Genomic DNA, 17,493 nt, shown 5'->3' on the forward strand with positions numbered 1-17,493 from the left:
GCCCGGGAACGGCGGCAGGGTTGGGTACGGGGCTGTGAACCTTTCGTTGATGCGCGTGGGGCGTGTTTCTGGTGGATCCGGGAACTTGTCCACGCAGGCGAGGGCGTCGTTGTAGTTGCGGGTCGAGAAGGCGTGGCGAGTGATGGTCCATCCGCCGAACATGTCGGTCCGAGGTGCGCGGTCGGCGCCGCCTGCAGTGCGTGTCCGATCGGTAGCCCCGTCGGGGCCGGGAGCGAGGTCTATGAGAGTCGCACGCGGGACGCGTGTTCCGAAATTCTTCCAGGCTCCTTCAGGTGTGTTGGTCATCAATGAGTAGTTGCCCTCGCAGACCATTGCTTGCAAACCGTGGTCAACAGGCTTGATAGATAGGATGTGCGCGTAGAAGGTTCCGGTGCGGGTCCACCCGTTGTAGTTGGTTCTGTCGTTGATACTTCTTCCCCGCGGACTGGGACATGCGCTTCCTGTCCGCGGCGTAGTGGATCCGCGAATCGGTGTTCGTTGCACCGGATGTCGCCCACGCCTGCTCCAGCGACGCGACCGACGTCGACGCCTGTGCGGTCAGATGTCCGGCCGCGTCGACGTCGCTCGACAGCACTGCGTAGAGCAGTGGCGCGTTCCGGAAGCCGAGTGCCCCGTATCCGTGTGTTCCGGTTTCCTCGCTGGGAACCCCGACTATGTCGGCCAGATAGGGCGCCACGGCCTGTGCGAGACCTTGGGTCACAGCAGGATTCAGTTCACCGATCGACTTTCCTTCGGACCCGGGAACATCGAGTAGATCCGCGTGATGGCCGGCCGGCAATTGGGAGAGGCCGAAGGCGATTTCGCCTGCGCGCGTAGCACGTTCGATCGTCACGGGGTCGTCGTCGCCCGCTGTCGCATCGGATGCGACCCACTCGAACATCCGCGACACCGAAGCCTCGCCGGAGTTCGACCGATCTTGTTGCAGAAGAGGGAGAATTTTGTCCTCGCGACTGTCCGGATCGACCACCATCCCGTGCACGCTCTCCTGGTCACGTCCACAGGCGGTGACCAGATGCTCGGGGAGTCCGTCGAACGTCGTCGATCCGGCGTCCCGTAGTTCGACGGCGCTTCGGGGTCCCGGATCGAGGGCGGCCGACTCACCGGCCCGTTCCAGGAGTACGCGATCGATCGGATTGCCCTGTTGCAACGCCGCGCTCCGGCCCCGTACGACTGCGCGAACCGGTCGAGCAGACCCGCGTCCGGAACGGCGGTGAGAAACAGCGGGGGGATTGCCCACCACCACGCCGGTGGTGGCCGGCTTGCCGAGGAGCTCTGCCACCCTCGTCGGCATACCGCCGAGGCCGGCCTCGGGTCCGGCGGCGAGCGCCGGACCGTTCGCAAGGAGCCGCTGCCCGTCGGCAGCACCTTCCGAACCCAGCTTCTCGGAAAGTGTCACGAACCGTCGACCCCGAGCGTGCCGTACCGCTCCCGGACATAGTCGAGAGCTTCCCGCGCGGCGGACCTCGTCCCCGTGGTTCATGAGGGTGGTGGCGAACGCGGCGAGCACCTCCGGATCGACCTTCACCGCGACCGCCCGCCAGTGCTCGGAGAACAGACCCGTGCCGAACAGAACAAGATCACACATCGTCCCCTGCGGTGTCGGGTTCATCCCGAATGCAGGGTCCCCGACCCCGACGCAGACGGCAGCCTACACACAGGTGTGTGACGGTCGCCATGCCGAGGACGCGGACCCGCAGCAGGCGCGGTGTGGCTGACCGAATGCGTCGCCGCAGGGGCCTACACTCATCGGTGCCCACTGACTTTCCGGGAGTGACACGCGTGGCTGACTCGTTCGTTCATCTGCACAACCACACCGAGTACTCGATGCTCGACGGCGCCGCGAAGGTCGGACCCCTGTTCAAGGAGGCCGAGCGGCTAGGGATGGCGGCGGTCGGCATGACCGACCACGGAAACATGTACGGCGCAAGCGAGTTCTACAACGCGGCGACAAAATTCGGGATCAAGCCGATCATCGGCATCGAGGCGTACATCGCACCGGAGTCCCGGTTCAACACGAAGCGCGTGCTGTGGGGCGACCGCAGCCAGAAGTCCGACGACGTGTCCGGCTCGGGCTCCTACACCCACATGACGATGGTCGCGGAGAACGCGACGGGCCTGCGGAACCTGTTCAAGCTGTCCTCGCTCGCCTCGATCGAAGGTCAGCTCGGCAAGTGGGCCCGCATGGACGAGGAACTCATCGCGGCGCACGCCGAGGGCATCATCGCCACGACGGGCTGCCCGTCCGGCGAGATCCAGACGCGACTGCGTCTCGGTCACGACCGCGAGGCTCTCGAGGCCGCCGCGAAGTGGCAGGAGATCTGGGGCAAGGACAACTTCTTCCTCGAACTGATGGATCACGGCCTGTCCATCGAGCGCCGCGTCCGCGAGGGCCTGCTCGAGATCGGACGCAAGCTCGACATCCCCCCGCTCGCGACGAACGACTGCCATTACGTCACCAAGGATGCCGCCGAGAACCACGAGGCGCTGCTGTGCATCCAGACCGGCAAGACGCTCTCGGATCCGACCCGCTTCAAGTTCGACGGCGACGGCTACTACCTCAAGTCCGCCGCGGAGATGCGGGCCATCTGGGACTCGGAGGTCCCCGGTGCGTGCGACAACTCGGTGCTCATCGGTGAGCGTGTGCAGTCCTACGAGGACGTGTGGAAGCACCGCGACCGCATGCCGATCTTCCCCGTGCCCGAGGGGCACACCCAGGAGAGCTTCCTGCGGCACGAGGTGTTGCGTGGCCTCGACCGGCGGTTCCCGGACGGCCCGCCGCAGGAGTACCTCGCGCGCGCCGACTACGAGATCGGCGTCATCAACGAGATGGGGTTCCCCGCCTACTTCCTCGTGGTCGGCGACCTCATCAACCACGCCAAGAACGTCGGTATCCGGGTCGGCCCGGGCCGTGGTTCGGCCGCCGGGTCGCTCGTCGCCTACGCGATGGGCATCACGAACATCGACCCCATCCCGCACGGTCTGCTGTTCGAGCGGTTCCTCAACCCCGAACGTGTCTCCATGCCGGATATCGATATCGACTTCGACGATCGTCGCCGCGGCGAGATGGTGCGCTACGCGTCGGAGAAGTGGGGCACCGACAAGGTCGCCCAGGTCATCACGTTCGGCACCATCAAGACGAAGGCCGCGATCAAGGACTCGGCGCGTGTCCAGTTCGGGCAGCCGGGCTTCGCGATCGCCGACCAGATCACCAAGGCATTGCCGCCGCCGATCATGGCGAAGGATATCTCGGTGTCGGGCATCACCGATCCGAACCACGAGCGATACAAGGAAGCCGTCGAAGTTCGCGCGCTGATCGACTCGAACCCGGACGTCAAGAAGATCTATGACACCGCGCTCGGCCTCGAGGGACTGATCCGCAATGCCGGCGTGCACGCCTGCGCGGTGATCATGTCGTCCGAGCCGCTGATGGACGCGATCCCGGTATGGAAACGCGCCCAGGACGGCGCGATCATCACCGGCTGGGACTACCCGTCGTGCGAGGCCATCGGCCTGCTGAAGATGGACTTCCTGGGTCTGCGCAACCTCACCGTCATCGGCGATGCGATCGAGCTGATCAAGGAGAACCGCGGGATCGACATCGACCTCGACACGCTCCCGCTCGAGGACGAGGCGACCTACGAGCTGCTGGCACGCGGCGACACGCTCGGTGTGTTCCAGCTCGACGGCAGCGCGATGCGCGACCTGCTGCGACGTATGCAGCCGACCGGCTTCGACGACATCGTCGCCGTCCTCGCGCTGTATCGCCCCGGCCCGATGGGCATGAACGCCCACAACGACTACGCGGACCGAAAGAACGATCGGCAAGAGGTCAAGCCGATCCACCCCGAGCTCGAGGAACCGCTGCGCGACATCCTGAAGGACACGTTCGGCCTGATCGTGTATCAGGAGCAGATCATGCAGATCGCGCAGAAGGTTGCCGGGTACAGCCTCGGCCAGGCCGACCTGCTGCGTCGCGCGATGGGTAAGAAGAAGAAGGAGATCCTCGACGAGGCCTACGACGGCTTCGCGGAGGGCATGAAGGACAACGGCTTCTCGCAGGCGGCGATCACCGCCCTGTGGGACACCGTTCTGCCGTTCGCCGGCTACGCGTTCAACAAGTCGCACGCCGCCGGCTACGGCCTGGTGTCCTTCTGGACCGCCTACCTCAAGGCCAACTACCCCGCCGAGTACATGGCCGGCCTGCTCACGTCCGTCGGCGACGACAAGGACAAGGCGGCGCTGTATCTCGCGGACTGCCGCAAGATGGGCATCACAGTGCTCCCGCCGGACGTCAACGCCTCGCGCGTCGACTTCGCCGCGGTCGGTGAGGACATCCGGTTCGGTATGGGCGCGGTGCGCAACGTCGGTGCCAACGTCGTCGCGTCCATCATCAAGGCTCGTCAGGAGAAGGGTGCGTTCACCGACTTCTCCGACTATCTCGGCAAGATCGACACCGTCGCCTGTTCGAAGAAGGTCACCGAATCGCTCATCAAGGCCGGGGCCTTCGACTCGCTCGGCCATCCCCGCAAGGGCCTGATGCTCGTGCACGCCGACGCGATCGACGCGGTGATGAGCACCAAGAAGGCAGAGGCCATCGGCCAGTTCGACCTGTTCGGCGGCGCGGACGCCGACGAATCGGTGGCATCGGTGTTCAATGTCCGGATTCCCGACGAGGAGTGGGACACCAAGCACCGGCTCGCCTTGGAACGGGAAATGCTGGGTCTGTACGTTTCCGGGCATCCCCTCAACGGCATCGAGCACGTGCTCGCCGCGCAGGCCGACACCCAGATACCGGCCATTCTCGAGGGTGACGTCAAGGACGGCCACCAGGTCACCGTCGGTGGCATTCTCGCCTCGGTGAATCGGCGCATCAACAAGAACGGTCTGGCGTGGGCGTCCGCGCAGATCGAGGATCTGTCCGGTGGAATCGAGGTGCTGTTCTTCCCGCAGTCCTACTCTGTGTACGGGATGGATGTCGTCGAGGACTCGGTGGTGTTGGTCAAGGCGCGCGTCTCGATCCGCGACGACCGGATCTCCTTGATCGCCAACGATCTTGCGGTACCGGATCTTTCGCAGGTCGGTGTCGCCAAGCCGCTGTCGGTGTCGATGCCGACACGGCTGTGCACACCCGACAAGGTGGGCGCGCTCAAGAACGTCCTGACCCGGCATCCGGGCACCTCGGACGTGCACGTGCGGCTGATCTCCGGCAGCAAGATCACCTTGCTCAAGGTCGACGACAGCCTCCGGGTGGAACCGTCGTCGGCGTTGATGGGTGATCTCAAGGCGCTCCTCGGCCCGGGCTGCCTGAGCAGCTAGCGCGGGTCTCCGGTTCGGAGAGGGAATCTCGGCCGGATACGGGCCGCGTCGGCGGCGGTCACGCGGCCGCCGGTTCCGGGGCGGTCGGGCGCGACGCGCGGGGATGGTGCACGAACCGCGCTGCCCGTCGCTCGATGCGATGTTTCGTTCCTCGGGTCCGTCTGGGCTGACCGGCCAGGTGCATCGGGTCCTCGTAGAACACCTTCTTGGTGAACTCGACCAGGACGAGATAGGCGATGGTCAGCACCACCAACGCAAGGAAGAACTGCCACGGCAGTGGGGCGAATCCGAGCCGGGGACCCAACGGTGACAACGTCAGGCCGATCCCGATGGCGATGACGCTCAGTGTGGTTACGACCAGCCATCCACCGGGTCTGCTGCGGAAGAACGGGATCTTCCGGGTGCGGATGACGAAGATGATCAGCGTCTGCGTGGCCAGCGATTCGACGAACCAGCCGGTGCGGAACTCCGGCGGGCCGGCATGCAGCACACCGATCATCAATCCGAAAGTGAGAAAGTCGAACAGTGAGCTGATCGGGCCGAATGTCAGCATGAACCGCCGGATGAACGCGATGTTCCAGTGCGCCGGCGCGTGCAACTGTTCGGGATCGACCCGATCGCTCGGGATGGCGAGCTGCGAACTGTCGTACAGCAGGTTGTTCAGCAGGATCTGCCCGGGCAGCATCGGCAGGAACGGCAGCACCGCCGACGCCGCTGCGGCACTGAACATGTTGCCGAAATTGCTCGAGGTGCCCATCAGCACGTATTTGATGGTGTTCGCGAAGATGCGCCTGCCTTCCGAGACACCATCGGCGAGCACCCCGAGATCCTTCTCGAGCAGCACCACGTCGGCGGCATCCTTCGCGATGTCGGTCGCCGAGTCGACCGAAACTCCGACGTCGGCGGCATGCAGGGCCAGCGCGTCGTTGACTCCGTCGCCGAGGTAGCCGACCGAGCGGCCCTGCTTGCGCGCCGAGATGATCACCCGCTCCTTCTGCTCGGGTGTGGCCCTCGCGAAGACGGTGGTCTCGGCGACCATCCGGTCGAATGCCGCGCCGTCGAGCCTGTCCATCTCGACCCCGGTGATCGCACCTTTGGAAACCAGACCGAGATCGGCACACACCTTCTCTGCAACCTGGGGATTGTCGCCTGTCGCAACCTTGACGTCGATCTCCAGCGCGGCAAGTTTCGCCAGCGATTCCCGAGCGGCGTGCTTGGGGTTGTCCGCAAACGAGAGAAATCCCGCCAGGGTCAGGCCCACCTCGTCGGCGGCGGTCAACCCGGTCCGGCCCGGCGCCGGCTTGGTGGCCACGGCGACAACGCGTCGTCCGTCGCCGAACAGTCTGTCGAGGGTGAGGTGAGCGGCGTCGGGCACATTCACGCACCGGGCAAGGATCTGCTCGGGTGCTCCCTTGGTCACCAGCATCCGCGCGGGTGGCGACATCTGCGGATCGTCGACCAGCACCGACGTCGCCCGCCGGATGTGGTCGAACGGCAACGCCGCCACCCGTTCGACACCGGCAGTCGTCGCGGCGGGCTGCGACCCCCACAGTGCGCCGTCCATGTCGTTTCCGCTGGCGCCGCCGGTCGCCGGATCCACGTCGGTGGCCAGCATGCCGTACCGCAGCACCAGGTCGGAATGTGATCCCGATGGACCGACCGCATCGATGAAACTGATGTGGCCTTCGGTCAGCGTCCCGGTCTTGTCGGTGATCAGCACGTCGATGTCGCCGAGGTCCTCGATGCTGACCAGCCGTTTGACCAGGACCTTCCGTTTGGCGAGGTCACGTGCACCCGATGCGAGGCTGCTGCTGACCACCGCCGGTAGCAACTGTGGGGTGATGCCGACCGCGATCGCCAACGCGAACAGCACCGAATCGATCACCGGCCTGCGCAACATCAGATTGGCCAGCAGGATGAACACCGTCAATGTCAGTGCGACGTACAGCAGCAGGTATGAGAACTTCCGTAGGCCCGCCTGGAAGTCCGTCTCCGGCTGGCGCTGACCCAACCTCGCGGCGATGCGCCCGAACTGGGCATCCGCACCGGTTGCGTAGACCACTCCGGTTGCGTCTCCCGCACTGACGATCGTTCCCATGAACGCGAGATCGCTGCAATCGGCCAGGGCGGTGTCCGCCGCCACCGCATCCACCGACTTCTCCGCAGTCATCGACTCACCGGTCAGGATGCCTTCATTGCATTCCAGGCCGCTGACCTCGGAGAGCCGGACATCTGCCGGCACCGCCTCACCCAACGTCAAACGGATGACGTCGCCGGGTACCAGCTGGGTCACGTCGACCTTGACGAAGTTGCCGTCGCGTCGCACCAGTGCGCTGTGCCGCACTCCCGAATGCAGCGCCTCGGTGGCGCGTTCGGCGCGGTACTCGTTGAAGAATCCCAGTCCGATGCTGGTCAGCAGGATGATCCCGATGATGATCGCCTGCGTGCCGTCGCCGAGAAATCCCGACACGGCCGCGGTGACCGCCAGCAGGATCAGAACCGCATTGTTCAGCTGACGTTTCAGTACGGCCCAGGCGCTGACCCGGCGGGTACGGATGGCGTTGGGTCCGTGGCTCGACAGGCGCGCGGCTGCCTCGATGGAGGTCAGTCCGCCGGGGTCGGTGCGCAACAGCGACATCAGCTCCGGCACCGACGTCGATGCGGCACACCCAGGACTGATGGACTCGATCATGGCCTCCAGAGCCGACGCTGCAGGACCTCGGGAGCGTAACAAGTACCCCGCGGTCCGGCTGCGTGAGCCGCCGATGGTCGAGCGTGATTGTGCGCTCGGTATTCGGGTAGTGCAGTACTCGAACGCTACGACGGTCGCCGACCCAGCATGGAATGCGTCAATCCTCGGGCATTCTTGCGAGGCGAAGATCATGAACGGGATCGGTGGTAGTGCCTGAACCGCGGTGAACACGGCGGGGACCGGTATCTGCGCATCTCGATGTACGTGCGTGGCAACGGTCCTACGGTGGGTCCATGGACTGGTCGAAGGCTCTCGGAATCCCGGCTGCCACGTTGGCTGCGGTGGCGTCGTACGACCTGCTGCAGCGCAGGCACGCGCTGCTGAGGAACTTTCCCGTCATCGGGCACGGTCGATACCTGCTGGAGTCTCTCGGCCCCGAACTGCGTCAGTACATCGTCACCCGCAACGACGAGGAGCGTCCGTTCACCCGCGACCAACGGCACTGGGTGTATGCCGTGTCGAAGAGGGAGAACGACACCTTCGGCTTCGGCACGGACAACGACATCGAGTTCACCGACGGATACACGATCATCAAGCACCGCACGTTCTCGCGGATCGCGCCGTCCGGAGCGCCTCACAGCGGCGAAGGACTGACGGTTCCGTCGGCGAAGATCCTCGGGGGACCACGCGGTCGTGCGAAGGCGTTCCGGCCGGAATCGTTCGTCAACGTCTCGGCGATGAGTTTCGGATCGTTGTCGTCGGCGGCCGTGGTGGCTTTGAACAAAGGGGCGGCCGCGGCCGGGTGCATGCACAACACGGGGGAGGGCGGTCTGTCGCGGTACCACCGCAACGGTGCTGATCTGATCTTCCAGATCGGCACCGCGTACTTCGGTTGCCGCGACAGCGAGGGCCGATTCGACCTCGACCGGCTTCTCGCGCTCACCGAGTCGGCACCGGTCAAGGCCATCGAGATCAAGTTGAGTCAGGGCGCCAAACCCGGCCTCGGCGGCCTGTTGCCGGGCGCCAAGGTGACGGCGGAGATCGCCGAGATCCGCGGTGTGCCGGTGGGTCGCGACGTGGTGAGCCCGTCCAGGCACACGGCCTTCCACGATGTCGACAGCATGCTCGATTTCGTGGAGATGCTCGCTTCGGCCACCGGTCTCCCCGTCGGGGTCAAGTCGGCGGTCGGCGACCCGGCGTTCTGGCGGTTGCTTGCCGATGCGATGCGCGACGGTCATCGCGGCGTCGACTTCGTCACCGTCGACGGCGGCGAGGGCGGTACAGGGGCGGCGCCGCTCGTGTTCGCGGATTCCATGTCGTTGCCGTTCCGCAGCGGTTTCGCCCGGGTCTATCGGCAATTCGCCGAGGCCGGGGTCGCCGACCGCGTGACCTTCATCGGATCGGGCAAACTCGGGATGCCTGACAATGCCGTGGCGGCAATGGCTCTGGGTTGCGACATGGTCAACGTCGCTCGTGAGCCGATGTTCGCGGTGGGTTGTATCCAGGCGCAGAAGTGTCACACCGACCGGTGCCCCACCGGGGTGGCCACCCAGAATGCCTGGCTGTCAAGAGGTTTGGACGTCCCGTCGAAGGCCGAACGGGTCGAACAGTATCTGCGGGCGTTGCGGCGCGAGGTGTTGAAGGTCGCGGAGGCGTGCGGCGTGGCACATCCGAGCCTGATCACCGCAGAGGACGTCGAAGTCGCGGACGGCAATCGGCGTTCGGTGACACTCGCCGAGTTGTACGGCTATCGGGAGGGCTGGGGTCTTCCCGGTGTCGCCGACCGCGACGCGATCGCCCGCATCATGACTGCCTCCCCCAGCCAGGGCCCGGGCGGCACCGGATCGCCCGGTGCACAGACGAAGCCCTGACCGACGACGGGGGTCTGTGCGCGGGCCCTATGCGCGGCGGTAGTAGGCCAGCCGGACCCACCACGTGACGGTCGCGGCCGCCGCCGCGGAGAGCACGGCCGTCTGCGCGGAACCGGTGATGACGAACAGTGCGAGCAGCATCAGGGCGCCGACGATCACGGCTTCGATCTTGTAGAGCGGCCACTCGGTCCCGGCGAGATCGATGCCGGCGACGTGCCGGGCGGGGCGAGCGGGGGTGCCGAGTGTGGCCATCAAGATGCTCCTACGGTCTCGGAAAGTCTGCCTTCAGGGTAGTCTCAGTCGAGAATTCGGGTCAACGAACTTTCCGCCTGCCGTGTGTCGTCTCACAGAAGCGTGTTGACTGGTCCGTATGCCCCTGATCGGAGAATACGAACCCAGCCCGTCGAAGTGGGCCGCGGACCAGGTCGAACAGTACGAGTCGTCGGGCGGTACCGCGGGCACCACCATGAACGGCATGCCGGTGGTCATCCTCACCACGCGGGGCGCCAGGACCGGCAAGCTGCGCAAGACACCGCTGATGCGCGTCGAGCACGACGGCGCCTACGCGGTCGTGGCATCGCTGGGCGGCGCACCGAAGAACCCTGTCTGGTACTACAACGTCCTCGCAGACCCGCGCGTCGAACTGCGCGACGGTCCCCGGGTGCAGGACATGACCGCCCGCGAGGTCCACGGTGAGGAGAAAGCCGTGTGGTGGGAACGCGCGGTCGCGGCATTCCCCGACTACGCCGACTATCAGACGAAGACGGACCGTCAGATCCCCGTGTTCGTTCTCGAACCCCGGTAGCCCGGACGGCAGCCGCCCGACTGCAGTGTGCCGGGAGGTCGTGCGGGTGGCGAAGCCGAACCTTCGCCACCCGCCACGCCCGTCCCGGTTCACGTCGTGACGGGTACTGCTTTGGATGATCGGCGACGCGGGTGGCAGCATTGACGGGTGACCACCTACCCGCACACCGCAGAACCGACACACGCGCCCGTGATGAACGTGGCCGACATCGATGCGGCAGCGGAGCGAATTTCCCCGGCGGTGGCACCGACTCCACTCGAACACTGCCCGCGACTGTCTGCTCTGACCGGCGCGAACGTCTACCTCAAGCGTGAGGATCTCACGCGGGTGCGCTCGTTCAAGCTGCGCGGCGCCTACAACGTGATGGCCCAGCTCAGCGACGCCGAACGGGCGGCGGGTGTCGTGACGGCCAGCGCCGGAAACCACGCGCAGGGCGTGGCGTACGCGTGCCGCTCCATGGGCATCACCGGGCGCATCTACGTCCCGGCGCGCACCCCGAAGCAGAAGTGTGACCGGATCCGTGTCCACGGCGGCGAGTTCGTCGAGCTCATCCCCATCGGCGACACCTTCGATGCCGCCGCCGCAGCGGCCCGAGCCGACGTCGAGCGCACCGGCGCGACGATGGTCGCGCCGTTCGACGACGTCCGCACCGCGGCCGGGCAGGGCACGATCGCCCGCGAGATCCTCGCGCAGTTGCCGGCAGCGCCGGATCTGGTGGTCGTGCCGGTCGGCGGCGGGGGACTGCTGGCGGGCATCGCGGCCTACCTGCACGAGAAGTCGCCGAGCACCTCGATCGTCGGGGTGGAACCGGCCGGTGCCGCGTCCATGACCGCCGCGCTCGTCGCGGGCGGTCCGGTGACGCTGCCGGAGGTCGAACCGTTCGTCGACGGCGCCGCGGTCCAGCGGATCGGGGACGTGCCCTACTCGGTGGTGTCCGGTCTGGGCGCCGAGGTGGTGTCGCACGCGAACCTGCCGTTGGTCGCGACGATCCGCCAGGACACGCTCGGCACCGGTCCCTTCGGGATGACCCAGGTCGACGAGGGGGCGGTCTGCACCGCGATGCTCGAGCTGTATCAGAACGAGGGTGTCATCGCCGAACCCGCCGGCGCGCTCTCGGTCGCGGCGCTCGAACACATCGCCGCGGAGCCGGGTTCGACGATCGTGTGCCTGATCTCCGGAGGCAACAACGACGTCTCCCGGTACGGCGAGGTCATCGAGCGGTCGCTGGTGCACCGCGGACTCAAGCACTACTTCCTCGTCGACTTCCCGCAGGAGCCCGGCGCGTTGCGGCGGTTCCTCGACGAGGTGCTCGGACCGGACGACGACATCACCCTGTTCGAATATGTCAAGCGCAACAACCGGGAGACGGGTGCCGCACTCGTCGGTATCGAGCTCGGTGGGGCCGACGGTCTTGCCCCGTTGCTTGCGCGCATGGATGCATCGCGGCTGCAGGTGCAGCGGCTCGAACCGGGCTCGCCCGCGTACCGCTACCTGACCTGAGCCGATCAGCGTGGGTCGTCGCGGCTGAGCAGCCGGTCGATGATCGCGCGGTGCAGCTCGGGGTCCGGCCGCGGTAGTCCGAGCAGGGCGCCGAGGTAGATGCCGTCGCCGACGAGCCGTACGATCTCGGCGGTGACGGGATCGTCGAACTCGGCCCGGAGCCCGTCGTCCCACGACCGCATCACGTCGACGACGGCGCGTTGCACCTCGTCGTGCTGACCGTCGGCGCTGCGCATCGCAGCCACCATCGATCGAAACAGTGAGATCTCCGCGGCGTCGCCGAGGTCGTCCGGGTAGGCCAGGTACCACTCGGCGACCCGGGTGCCGCCGGCGACGGCTTCGGCGAGTTGCTCGTCGCTGCGGGTGCCGAGCCGGCGCACCAGGGCGGCGAGCATCGCCTCCTTGGTCGGGAAGTGGTACAGCAGGCCACCTTTCGACACGCCCGCCGCGGCGGCCACCGATTCGAGGGTGACCTGGGTGAGGCCGACGTCGAGCAGCGTGCGTTCGAGTGCGTCGAGGATCCGGTCGCGGGTGTCGGAGGCCATGGTGTGAGCCTAGTCAATCGACTGTACCGGCCGGACGGTCCGCTGCTACCCTGGCATTTGCTGTACCGGCTGGACGGTTCAGTAACCCCCGTATTCCCAGGAAGTAGTCATGCGCGAACACACCGGCACCGCAATCACCGACGCCCCGGCGCGGGCCGACGCCCGCACCTGGCTGGGCCTCGCCGTGCTCGCGTGCGCGGTGCTGCTCATCGCGATCGATGCGACCGTGCTCGATCTCGCCCTGCCGTTCATCAGCGCCGATCTCGCCCCCACCGGCGTGCAACTGCTGTGGATCATCGACGTGTACTCGTTCGCCGTCGCGGGTCTGCTCGTGACCATGGGCGTCCTCGGCGACCGCATCGGGCGCCGACGCCTGCTGCTGGTGGGTGCGATCGGATTCGCCGCCGCCTCCGTGCTGGCCGCCTGGGCGGTCGATCCCGAGATGCTCATCGCGGCGCGGGTTCTGCAGGGTATCGCCGGAGCCACCCTGATGCCCGCGACGCTCGGCCTGATCCGGCACATGTTTGCCGACGCCCGTCAGCGCACACTCGCGATCGGCGTGTGGAGCGCGATGGCGGCCGGAGGCGCCGCGGCCGGACCGCTCGTCGGCGGATGGTTGCTCGAGCACTTCTGGTGGGGCTCGGTGTTTCTCGTGAATCTGCCGATCATGGCGGTCCTCGTCATCGCCGCGCCGCGCCTGATCCCCGAGTCCCGGGACCCGGCGCCGGGCCGCTTCGATCTCGTCGGCGCGATCGCGTCGCTGGCCGCCGTGTTGCCACTGGTCTACGCGGTCAAGGAGTCCGCGCTGCACGGCCCGCAACCGGAATACCTGATTGCCGGTGGCATCGGCGTCCTCGCGGCGCTGTTCTTCGTCCACCGTCAGCGCGCCACGACCTCGCCGTTGCTGGACCTGTCGCTGTTCGCCGAGCGGACCTTCTCCACCGCTGTGGCGGCCAACCTGCTCTCGGTGTTCGCGCTGGCCGGGGTGCTGTTCTTCGGATCGCAATATCTGCAGCTCGTGCTCGACGTGAGCCCCCTGACCGCCGGACTGCTCATGCTCCCGGGAACCGCCGCCAGCGCGCTCGGCTCGCTCGCCGCCGGACCGCTCACCCGCCGGCTCCCGATCGGCGGGGTCCTGGCATGCTCACTCGGCCTTGCCGCAGCCGGGGCAGGGGCGCTGCTCGCGCTCGGTGCCGACGGCGGCGCCGGAGTGTTCGTCGCCGGCTTCACCCTGGTCGGCGCGGGCGTCGGCGTCGCACTGACTCTCACCACCGATCTCGTGGTGGCCGCCGCGCCGCCGGATCGTGCGGGCGCGGCATCCGCGGTGTCCGAAACCGCATACGAACTGGGGCTGGCGCTGGGTGTGGCAGTGCTCGGCAGCGTCGTCAGCGCGACCTACCAGGGCCGCCTCGCCGAGTTGTTCCCCTCGAACGAGGGGCTCGACACCCTCGGCAATCTCGTGGAGACGGCGCGGCACCTGCCGGACACCGCGGCTCGTGCGCTGCTCGAGGAGGGGCGCGAGGCGTTCGTCGCGGGAATGCACAGCGCCTCGGCCGCCACCGCCGTCATCCTCGCGGTGACCGCACTGTTCACATGGCGGATGCTGCGGCGCTGAGACGGAGCGGCGCTGAGACGGAGCGGCGCTGTGACGATGCGGCGCCGCGGCGAGCTCACCGGTCGTGGTGGTCGACGTCGCCGTCGAGCACCGCGAACGAATGGCCGGGGATCAGCGCGGCCGAGCGCGTCCGGTTGACGACCGGTTCGTCCCACCACATCAGCGGGACACCGCCGACCGGAACGGTGATCGGCTCGGCTCCGAGATTGCAGGCGACGCGAATCCTCCCGCGGTGCACGACGATCCAGCGCTCGTCTTCGTCGTAGTCGACCTGCAGGTTCTCGAGCCACGGATCGGTCAGCTCGGCACGGGACCGGCGCAACGCGAGCAGATCCCGGTAGCACGCCAGCAGCCGGGCATGCTCCGGCTCGGTGCGCTCGGCCCGGTTCAGCACGGAACCGTGGAAGGTCTCCGGATCCTGCGGGTCGGGCACGTCGCCGGTGTCCCAGCCGTGTTCGGCGAACTCCCGTCGCCGGCCGTCGATCACCGCCGCGGCGAGCTCCGGTTCCGGATGCGAGGTGAAGTACCGGAACGGGGTGGTCGCACCCCACTCCTCGCCCATGAACAGCATCGGCGTGTACGGGGAGGTGAGCACGAGCGCGGCCCTGACGGCGAGCTGTCCGTGATCGAGATACCGGCCCGGCCGGTCGCCGCGCGCGCGGTTGCCCACCTGATCGTGGGTGCACGTGTAGGCCAGCAGGGAACTGGCCGGAGTGCGGCGCACATCGAGCGGGCGCCCGTGGACGCGACCGCGGAAGCTCGAGTACGTTCCGGCGTGGAAGAAGCCGTGTTGCAGGGTACGGGCCAGGCACTCCAGCGACCCGAAATCTCCGTAGTAGCCCTGCCGTTCGCCGGACACCGCCGCATGCACGGCGTGGTGGATGTCGTCGTCCCATTGCGCGTGTAGTCCGTACCCACCCGCGGATCGCGGGGTGATCAAGCGCGGATCGTTGAGGTCGCTTTCGGCGATGAGCGTCAGCGGGCGCCCCAGATGAACCGAAAGCCGGAAGGTTTCGGTGGAGAGATCCTCGAGCACATGCGTGGCGGTGTGATCCACGAGCGCGTGGACCGCGTCCAGCCGCAGTGCGTCGATGTGGAAGTCGCGGAACCAGCGCAGGGCGTTGTCGATGATGTAGCGACGGACCTCCGCCGACCCGGGACCGTCGAGGTTCACCGTCTCGCCCCAGGTCCCGGCGCCGCCGGTGAGATAGGGGCCGAAGCGGCCCAGATAGTTCCCGGACGGGCCGAGATGGTTGTACACCACGTCGAGCACGACCCCGAGCCCGCGCGCGTGCGCGGCGTCGACGAACCGCTGCAGCGCGTCCGGCCCGCCGTACGGTTCGTGCACCGCGTACCAGAGCACCCCGTCGTAACCCCAGCCGTGGGTGCCGTTGAACGCGTTGACGGGCATCAGTTCGACGAAGCCGACTCCGAGGTCGACGAGTTCGTCGAGATGTTCGATCGCCGCGTCGAGCGTGCCGGCGGCGGTGAACGTGCCGATGTGCAGCTCGTAGACGACGCTGCCCGGCAGTTGCCGGCCCGTCCAGGCCGAGTCGGTCCAGACCGCGGGATCGAGCTCGTGCAGCTGGGACGGGCCGTGCACGCCGTCGGGTTGCCGCGGCGAGCGCGGATCCGGCAGCACGGTCTCGTCGTCCGTTCCGCTGCCGTCCACGACGAAGCCGTAGCGATCGCCGGGGGAGGCGTCGACCTCGGTGCGCCACCAGCCGTGGCTGTCGCGGACCATGGGATGTTCGGTGCCGTCGATGTGCAGGCGGACGGATTCGGGAAGCGGGGCCCAGACCTCGAAGGTGCGCACGGATCCAGCATGCCCGCTCCGCGAGATACGCGCAGCTCCACACGATTCGGATGCACAGTGGGTGCATCCGATGGGTTAGGGTTGCTCCGATGTCCGAGAACACCGCGAAGCGGACGTACACGTCCCCGCTTCGGGAAGAAGCCGCCCGCCGTACCCGCGCCACGATCCGTGCCGCGGGTGCGCGGTTGTTCGTCCGCGACGGCTACGTCAGCACCACCGTCAAGCAGATCGCCGAGGAGGCGGGGGTCGCGGTCCGGACCGTGTTCACCGCGTTTCCCGGCGGCAAATCGGAACTGTTCCGCGACGCCCTCGACAACGCGGTGGCCGGCACCGGTGACACCACCGGTCCGCCGAGGAGGCCGGCCGCCCACCGGGGTTCCGACGCCGACCTGATCCTCGAGCACGTGGTCGGGTTCGGCACCGACATGCTCGAACGGGCCGGGGGCCTGCTCATGACGTCGGTGGAGTCCTCGGGCGCGGACCCGGACATGCGGCGCTTCGCCGACGAGGACGCCCGCGCGACGGCCGAGAACGCCCGCACGATCGCCGAGGGCCTGCGCGCGAGCGGTCTGCTCCGCGACGGGGTGCGCGTCGAGCACGCCGCGGATGTGCTCTTCACGCTCAGCTCACCCCAGGTGCACGCGCTGCTGCGCCGCAGCTGCGGCTGGGACGTCGAGCAGTACCGGTCGTGGTTGACGGACACCCTGCGCGCGACGCTCCTGCGGTGAGGCGGGAGAGCGCATCCGCTCGGATCCCGGTCGTACGCCGACACGATCGGCACAGGGAAGCGACCGGCGCCCGAGCGGGTGCGGAGGGTAGCCCCCTCCGCGGGGCACAGTCAGGGCAGGGCGTCCAGATACACCCAGCGACCGTCCTCGCGCACGAACCGGCTGTGTTCGTGCAGTGTGTCCTCGACGCCGTCGTACGTGTAGTGGGCGCGGAATTCGACGGTGCCCTCGGTGTGCAGGAAACCGCCGCCGGTCGTGCGCAGGATCTCGAGCCCGGTCCACCGCTGGCCCGGATCGAGCTCGAGCCGGGCCGGACGGCCCGCCGGATGCCACGTGCGGTTCAGATGCTCGACGTTCCCGACCGCGAACGCCGTGTACCGCGACCGCATCAACCGCTCCGCGGTCGGTGCGTCCGCACCGTCCAGGAGCGGCCCGCAGCACTCACCGAACGGCAACCCGCCACCACACGGGCACGGGGAATCGGCGGTAGGGACTCGGGTACGTCGACGGTTCACGAGCCCTATTATCGCCGCTCTTGCCGAGGCAATCGCCGACGGGCACGATTGATTCCGTCTTCGGGAGGT

Annotated in this window: 12 protein-coding genes; 6 read left to right on the forward strand and 6 right to left on the reverse strand. The window is 67.5% G+C overall.

Features of this window, described 5'->3' with window-relative positions; translation table 11 throughout:
• Positions 1-349: 349 nt before the first annotated feature.
• Complete coding sequence (locus tag RZ1_RS17830) at positions 350-1,606, reverse strand: TPR repeat domain-containing protein (protein ID WP_072813825.1); 1,257 nt, start codon at positions 1,604-1,606, stop codon at positions 350-352.
• 194 nt (positions 1,607-1,800) lie between these two features.
• Here RZ1_RS17830 and dnaE point away from each other — a divergent pair, with 194 nt between their 5' ends.
• Complete coding sequence (dnaE, locus tag RZ1_RS17835) at positions 1,801-5,337, forward strand: DNA polymerase III subunit alpha (RefSeq protein ID WP_072813826.1); 3,537 nt, start codon at positions 1,801-1,803, stop codon at positions 5,335-5,337.
• 58 nt (positions 5,338-5,395) lie between these two features.
• Here the strand turns inward: dnaE and mgtA are convergent, their stop codons facing one another.
• Complete coding sequence (gene mgtA, locus RZ1_RS17840) at positions 5,396-8,029, reverse strand: magnesium-translocating P-type ATPase (RefSeq protein ID WP_072813827.1); 2,634 nt, start codon at positions 8,027-8,029, stop codon at positions 5,396-5,398.
• Positions 8,030-8,322: 293 nt separating this feature from the next.
• On the opposite strand from mgtA, the gene RZ1_RS17845 reads away from it, so the two are divergent.
• On the forward strand, positions 8,323-9,900 hold the full coding sequence (locus RZ1_RS17845) for an FMN-binding glutamate synthase family protein (RefSeq protein ID WP_072813828.1): 1,578 nt from the start codon (positions 8,323-8,325) through the stop codon (positions 9,898-9,900).
• Positions 9,901-9,927: 27 nt separating this feature from the next.
• On the opposite strand, the gene RZ1_RS17850 is transcribed toward RZ1_RS17845, so the two are convergent.
• Complete coding sequence (locus RZ1_RS17850) at positions 9,928-10,152, reverse strand: hypothetical protein (RefSeq protein ID WP_072813829.1); 225 nt, start codon at positions 10,150-10,152, stop codon at positions 9,928-9,930.
• Positions 10,153-10,270: 118 nt separating this feature from the next.
• Here RZ1_RS17850 and RZ1_RS17855 point away from each other — a divergent pair, with 118 nt between their 5' ends.
• Complete coding sequence (locus tag RZ1_RS17855) at positions 10,271-10,705, forward strand: nitroreductase family deazaflavin-dependent oxidoreductase (protein WP_072813830.1); 435 nt, start codon at positions 10,271-10,273, stop codon at positions 10,703-10,705.
• A 192-nt stretch (positions 10,706-10,897) separates the two neighbouring features.
• The gene (ilvA, locus tag RZ1_RS17860) at positions 10,898-12,205 is read left to right on the forward strand and encodes a threonine ammonia-lyase IlvA (protein ID WP_072813874.1); all 1,308 of its coding nucleotides are present in this window, start codon (positions 10,898-10,900) and stop codon (positions 12,203-12,205) included.
• A gap of 5 nt (positions 12,206-12,210) precedes the next feature.
• On the opposite strand, the gene RZ1_RS17865 is transcribed toward ilvA, so the two are convergent.
• A complete protein-coding gene (locus RZ1_RS17865) occupies positions 12,211-12,750 on the reverse strand; it encodes a TetR/AcrR family transcriptional regulator (RefSeq protein ID WP_072813831.1) in 540 nt (179 codons plus the stop codon).
• 109 nt (positions 12,751-12,859) lie between these two features.
• Here RZ1_RS17865 and RZ1_RS17870 point away from each other — a divergent pair, with 109 nt between their 5' ends.
• The gene (locus tag RZ1_RS17870) at positions 12,860-14,365 is read left to right on the forward strand and encodes an MFS transporter (RefSeq protein WP_072813832.1); all 1,506 of its coding nucleotides are present in this window, start codon (positions 12,860-12,862) and stop codon (positions 14,363-14,365) included.
• A gap of 55 nt (positions 14,366-14,420) precedes the next feature.
• Here the strand turns inward: RZ1_RS17870 and treZ are convergent, their stop codons facing one another.
• Entirely contained in the window at positions 14,421-16,181 is a 1,761-nt protein-coding gene (treZ, locus tag RZ1_RS17875; protein ID WP_072813833.1) for a malto-oligosyltrehalose trehalohydrolase, read from the reverse strand.
• Between the two features lie 89 nt (positions 16,182-16,270).
• Here treZ and RZ1_RS17880 point away from each other — a divergent pair, with 89 nt between their 5' ends.
• Positions 16,271-16,909: a TetR/AcrR family transcriptional regulator gene (locus tag RZ1_RS17880; protein WP_072813834.1), complete on the forward strand. Its 639-nt coding sequence runs from the start codon at positions 16,271-16,273 to the stop codon at positions 16,907-16,909.
• Between the two features lie 110 nt (positions 16,910-17,019).
• Here the strand turns inward: RZ1_RS17880 and RZ1_RS17885 are convergent, their stop codons facing one another.
• The gene (locus tag RZ1_RS17885) at positions 17,020-17,424 is read right to left on the reverse strand and encodes a YchJ family protein (RefSeq protein ID WP_072813835.1); all 405 of its coding nucleotides are present in this window, start codon (positions 17,422-17,424) and stop codon (positions 17,020-17,022) included.
• Between the last annotated feature and the right edge of the window lie 69 nt (positions 17,425-17,493).

The organism is Rhodococcus zopfii NBRC 100606 = JCM 9919 (genome assembly GCF_001895025.1).
Taxonomy (GTDB): domain Bacteria; phylum Actinomycetota; class Actinomycetes; order Mycobacteriales; family Mycobacteriaceae; genus Rhodococcus; species Rhodococcus zopfii.

Excerpts from the sequence above, each read along its gene's own strand:
- RZ1_RS17830 (WP_072813825.1), bottom strand. The coding sequence starts at position 1,606 with ATGTGTGATCTTGTTCTGTTCGGCACGGGTCTGTTCTCCGAGCACTGG.
- mgtA (WP_072813827.1), bottom strand. The coding sequence starts at position 8,029 with ATGATCGAGTCCATCAGTCCTGGGTGTGCCGCATCGACGTCGGTGCCG.
- RZ1_RS17845 (WP_072813828.1), top strand. The coding sequence starts at position 8,323 with ATGGACTGGTCGAAGGCTCTCGGAATCCCGGCTGCCACGTTGGCTGCG.
- RZ1_RS17850 (WP_072813829.1), bottom strand. The coding sequence starts at position 10,152 with ATGGCCACACTCGGCACCCCCGCTCGCCCCGCCCGGCACGTCGCCGGC.
- RZ1_RS17855 (WP_072813830.1), top strand. The coding sequence starts at position 10,271 with ATGCCCCTGATCGGAGAATACGAACCCAGCCCGTCGAAGTGGGCCGCG.
- ilvA (WP_072813874.1), top strand. The coding sequence starts at position 10,898 with ATGAACGTGGCCGACATCGATGCGGCAGCGGAGCGAATTTCCCCGGCG.
- RZ1_RS17865 (WP_072813831.1), bottom strand. The coding sequence starts at position 12,750 with ATGGCCTCCGACACCCGCGACCGGATCCTCGACGCACTCGAACGCACG.
- RZ1_RS17870 (WP_072813832.1), top strand. The coding sequence starts at position 12,860 with ATGCGCGAACACACCGGCACCGCAATCACCGACGCCCCGGCGCGGGCC.
- RZ1_RS17880 (WP_072813834.1), top strand. The coding sequence starts at position 16,271 with ATGTCCGAGAACACCGCGAAGCGGACGTACACGTCCCCGCTTCGGGAA.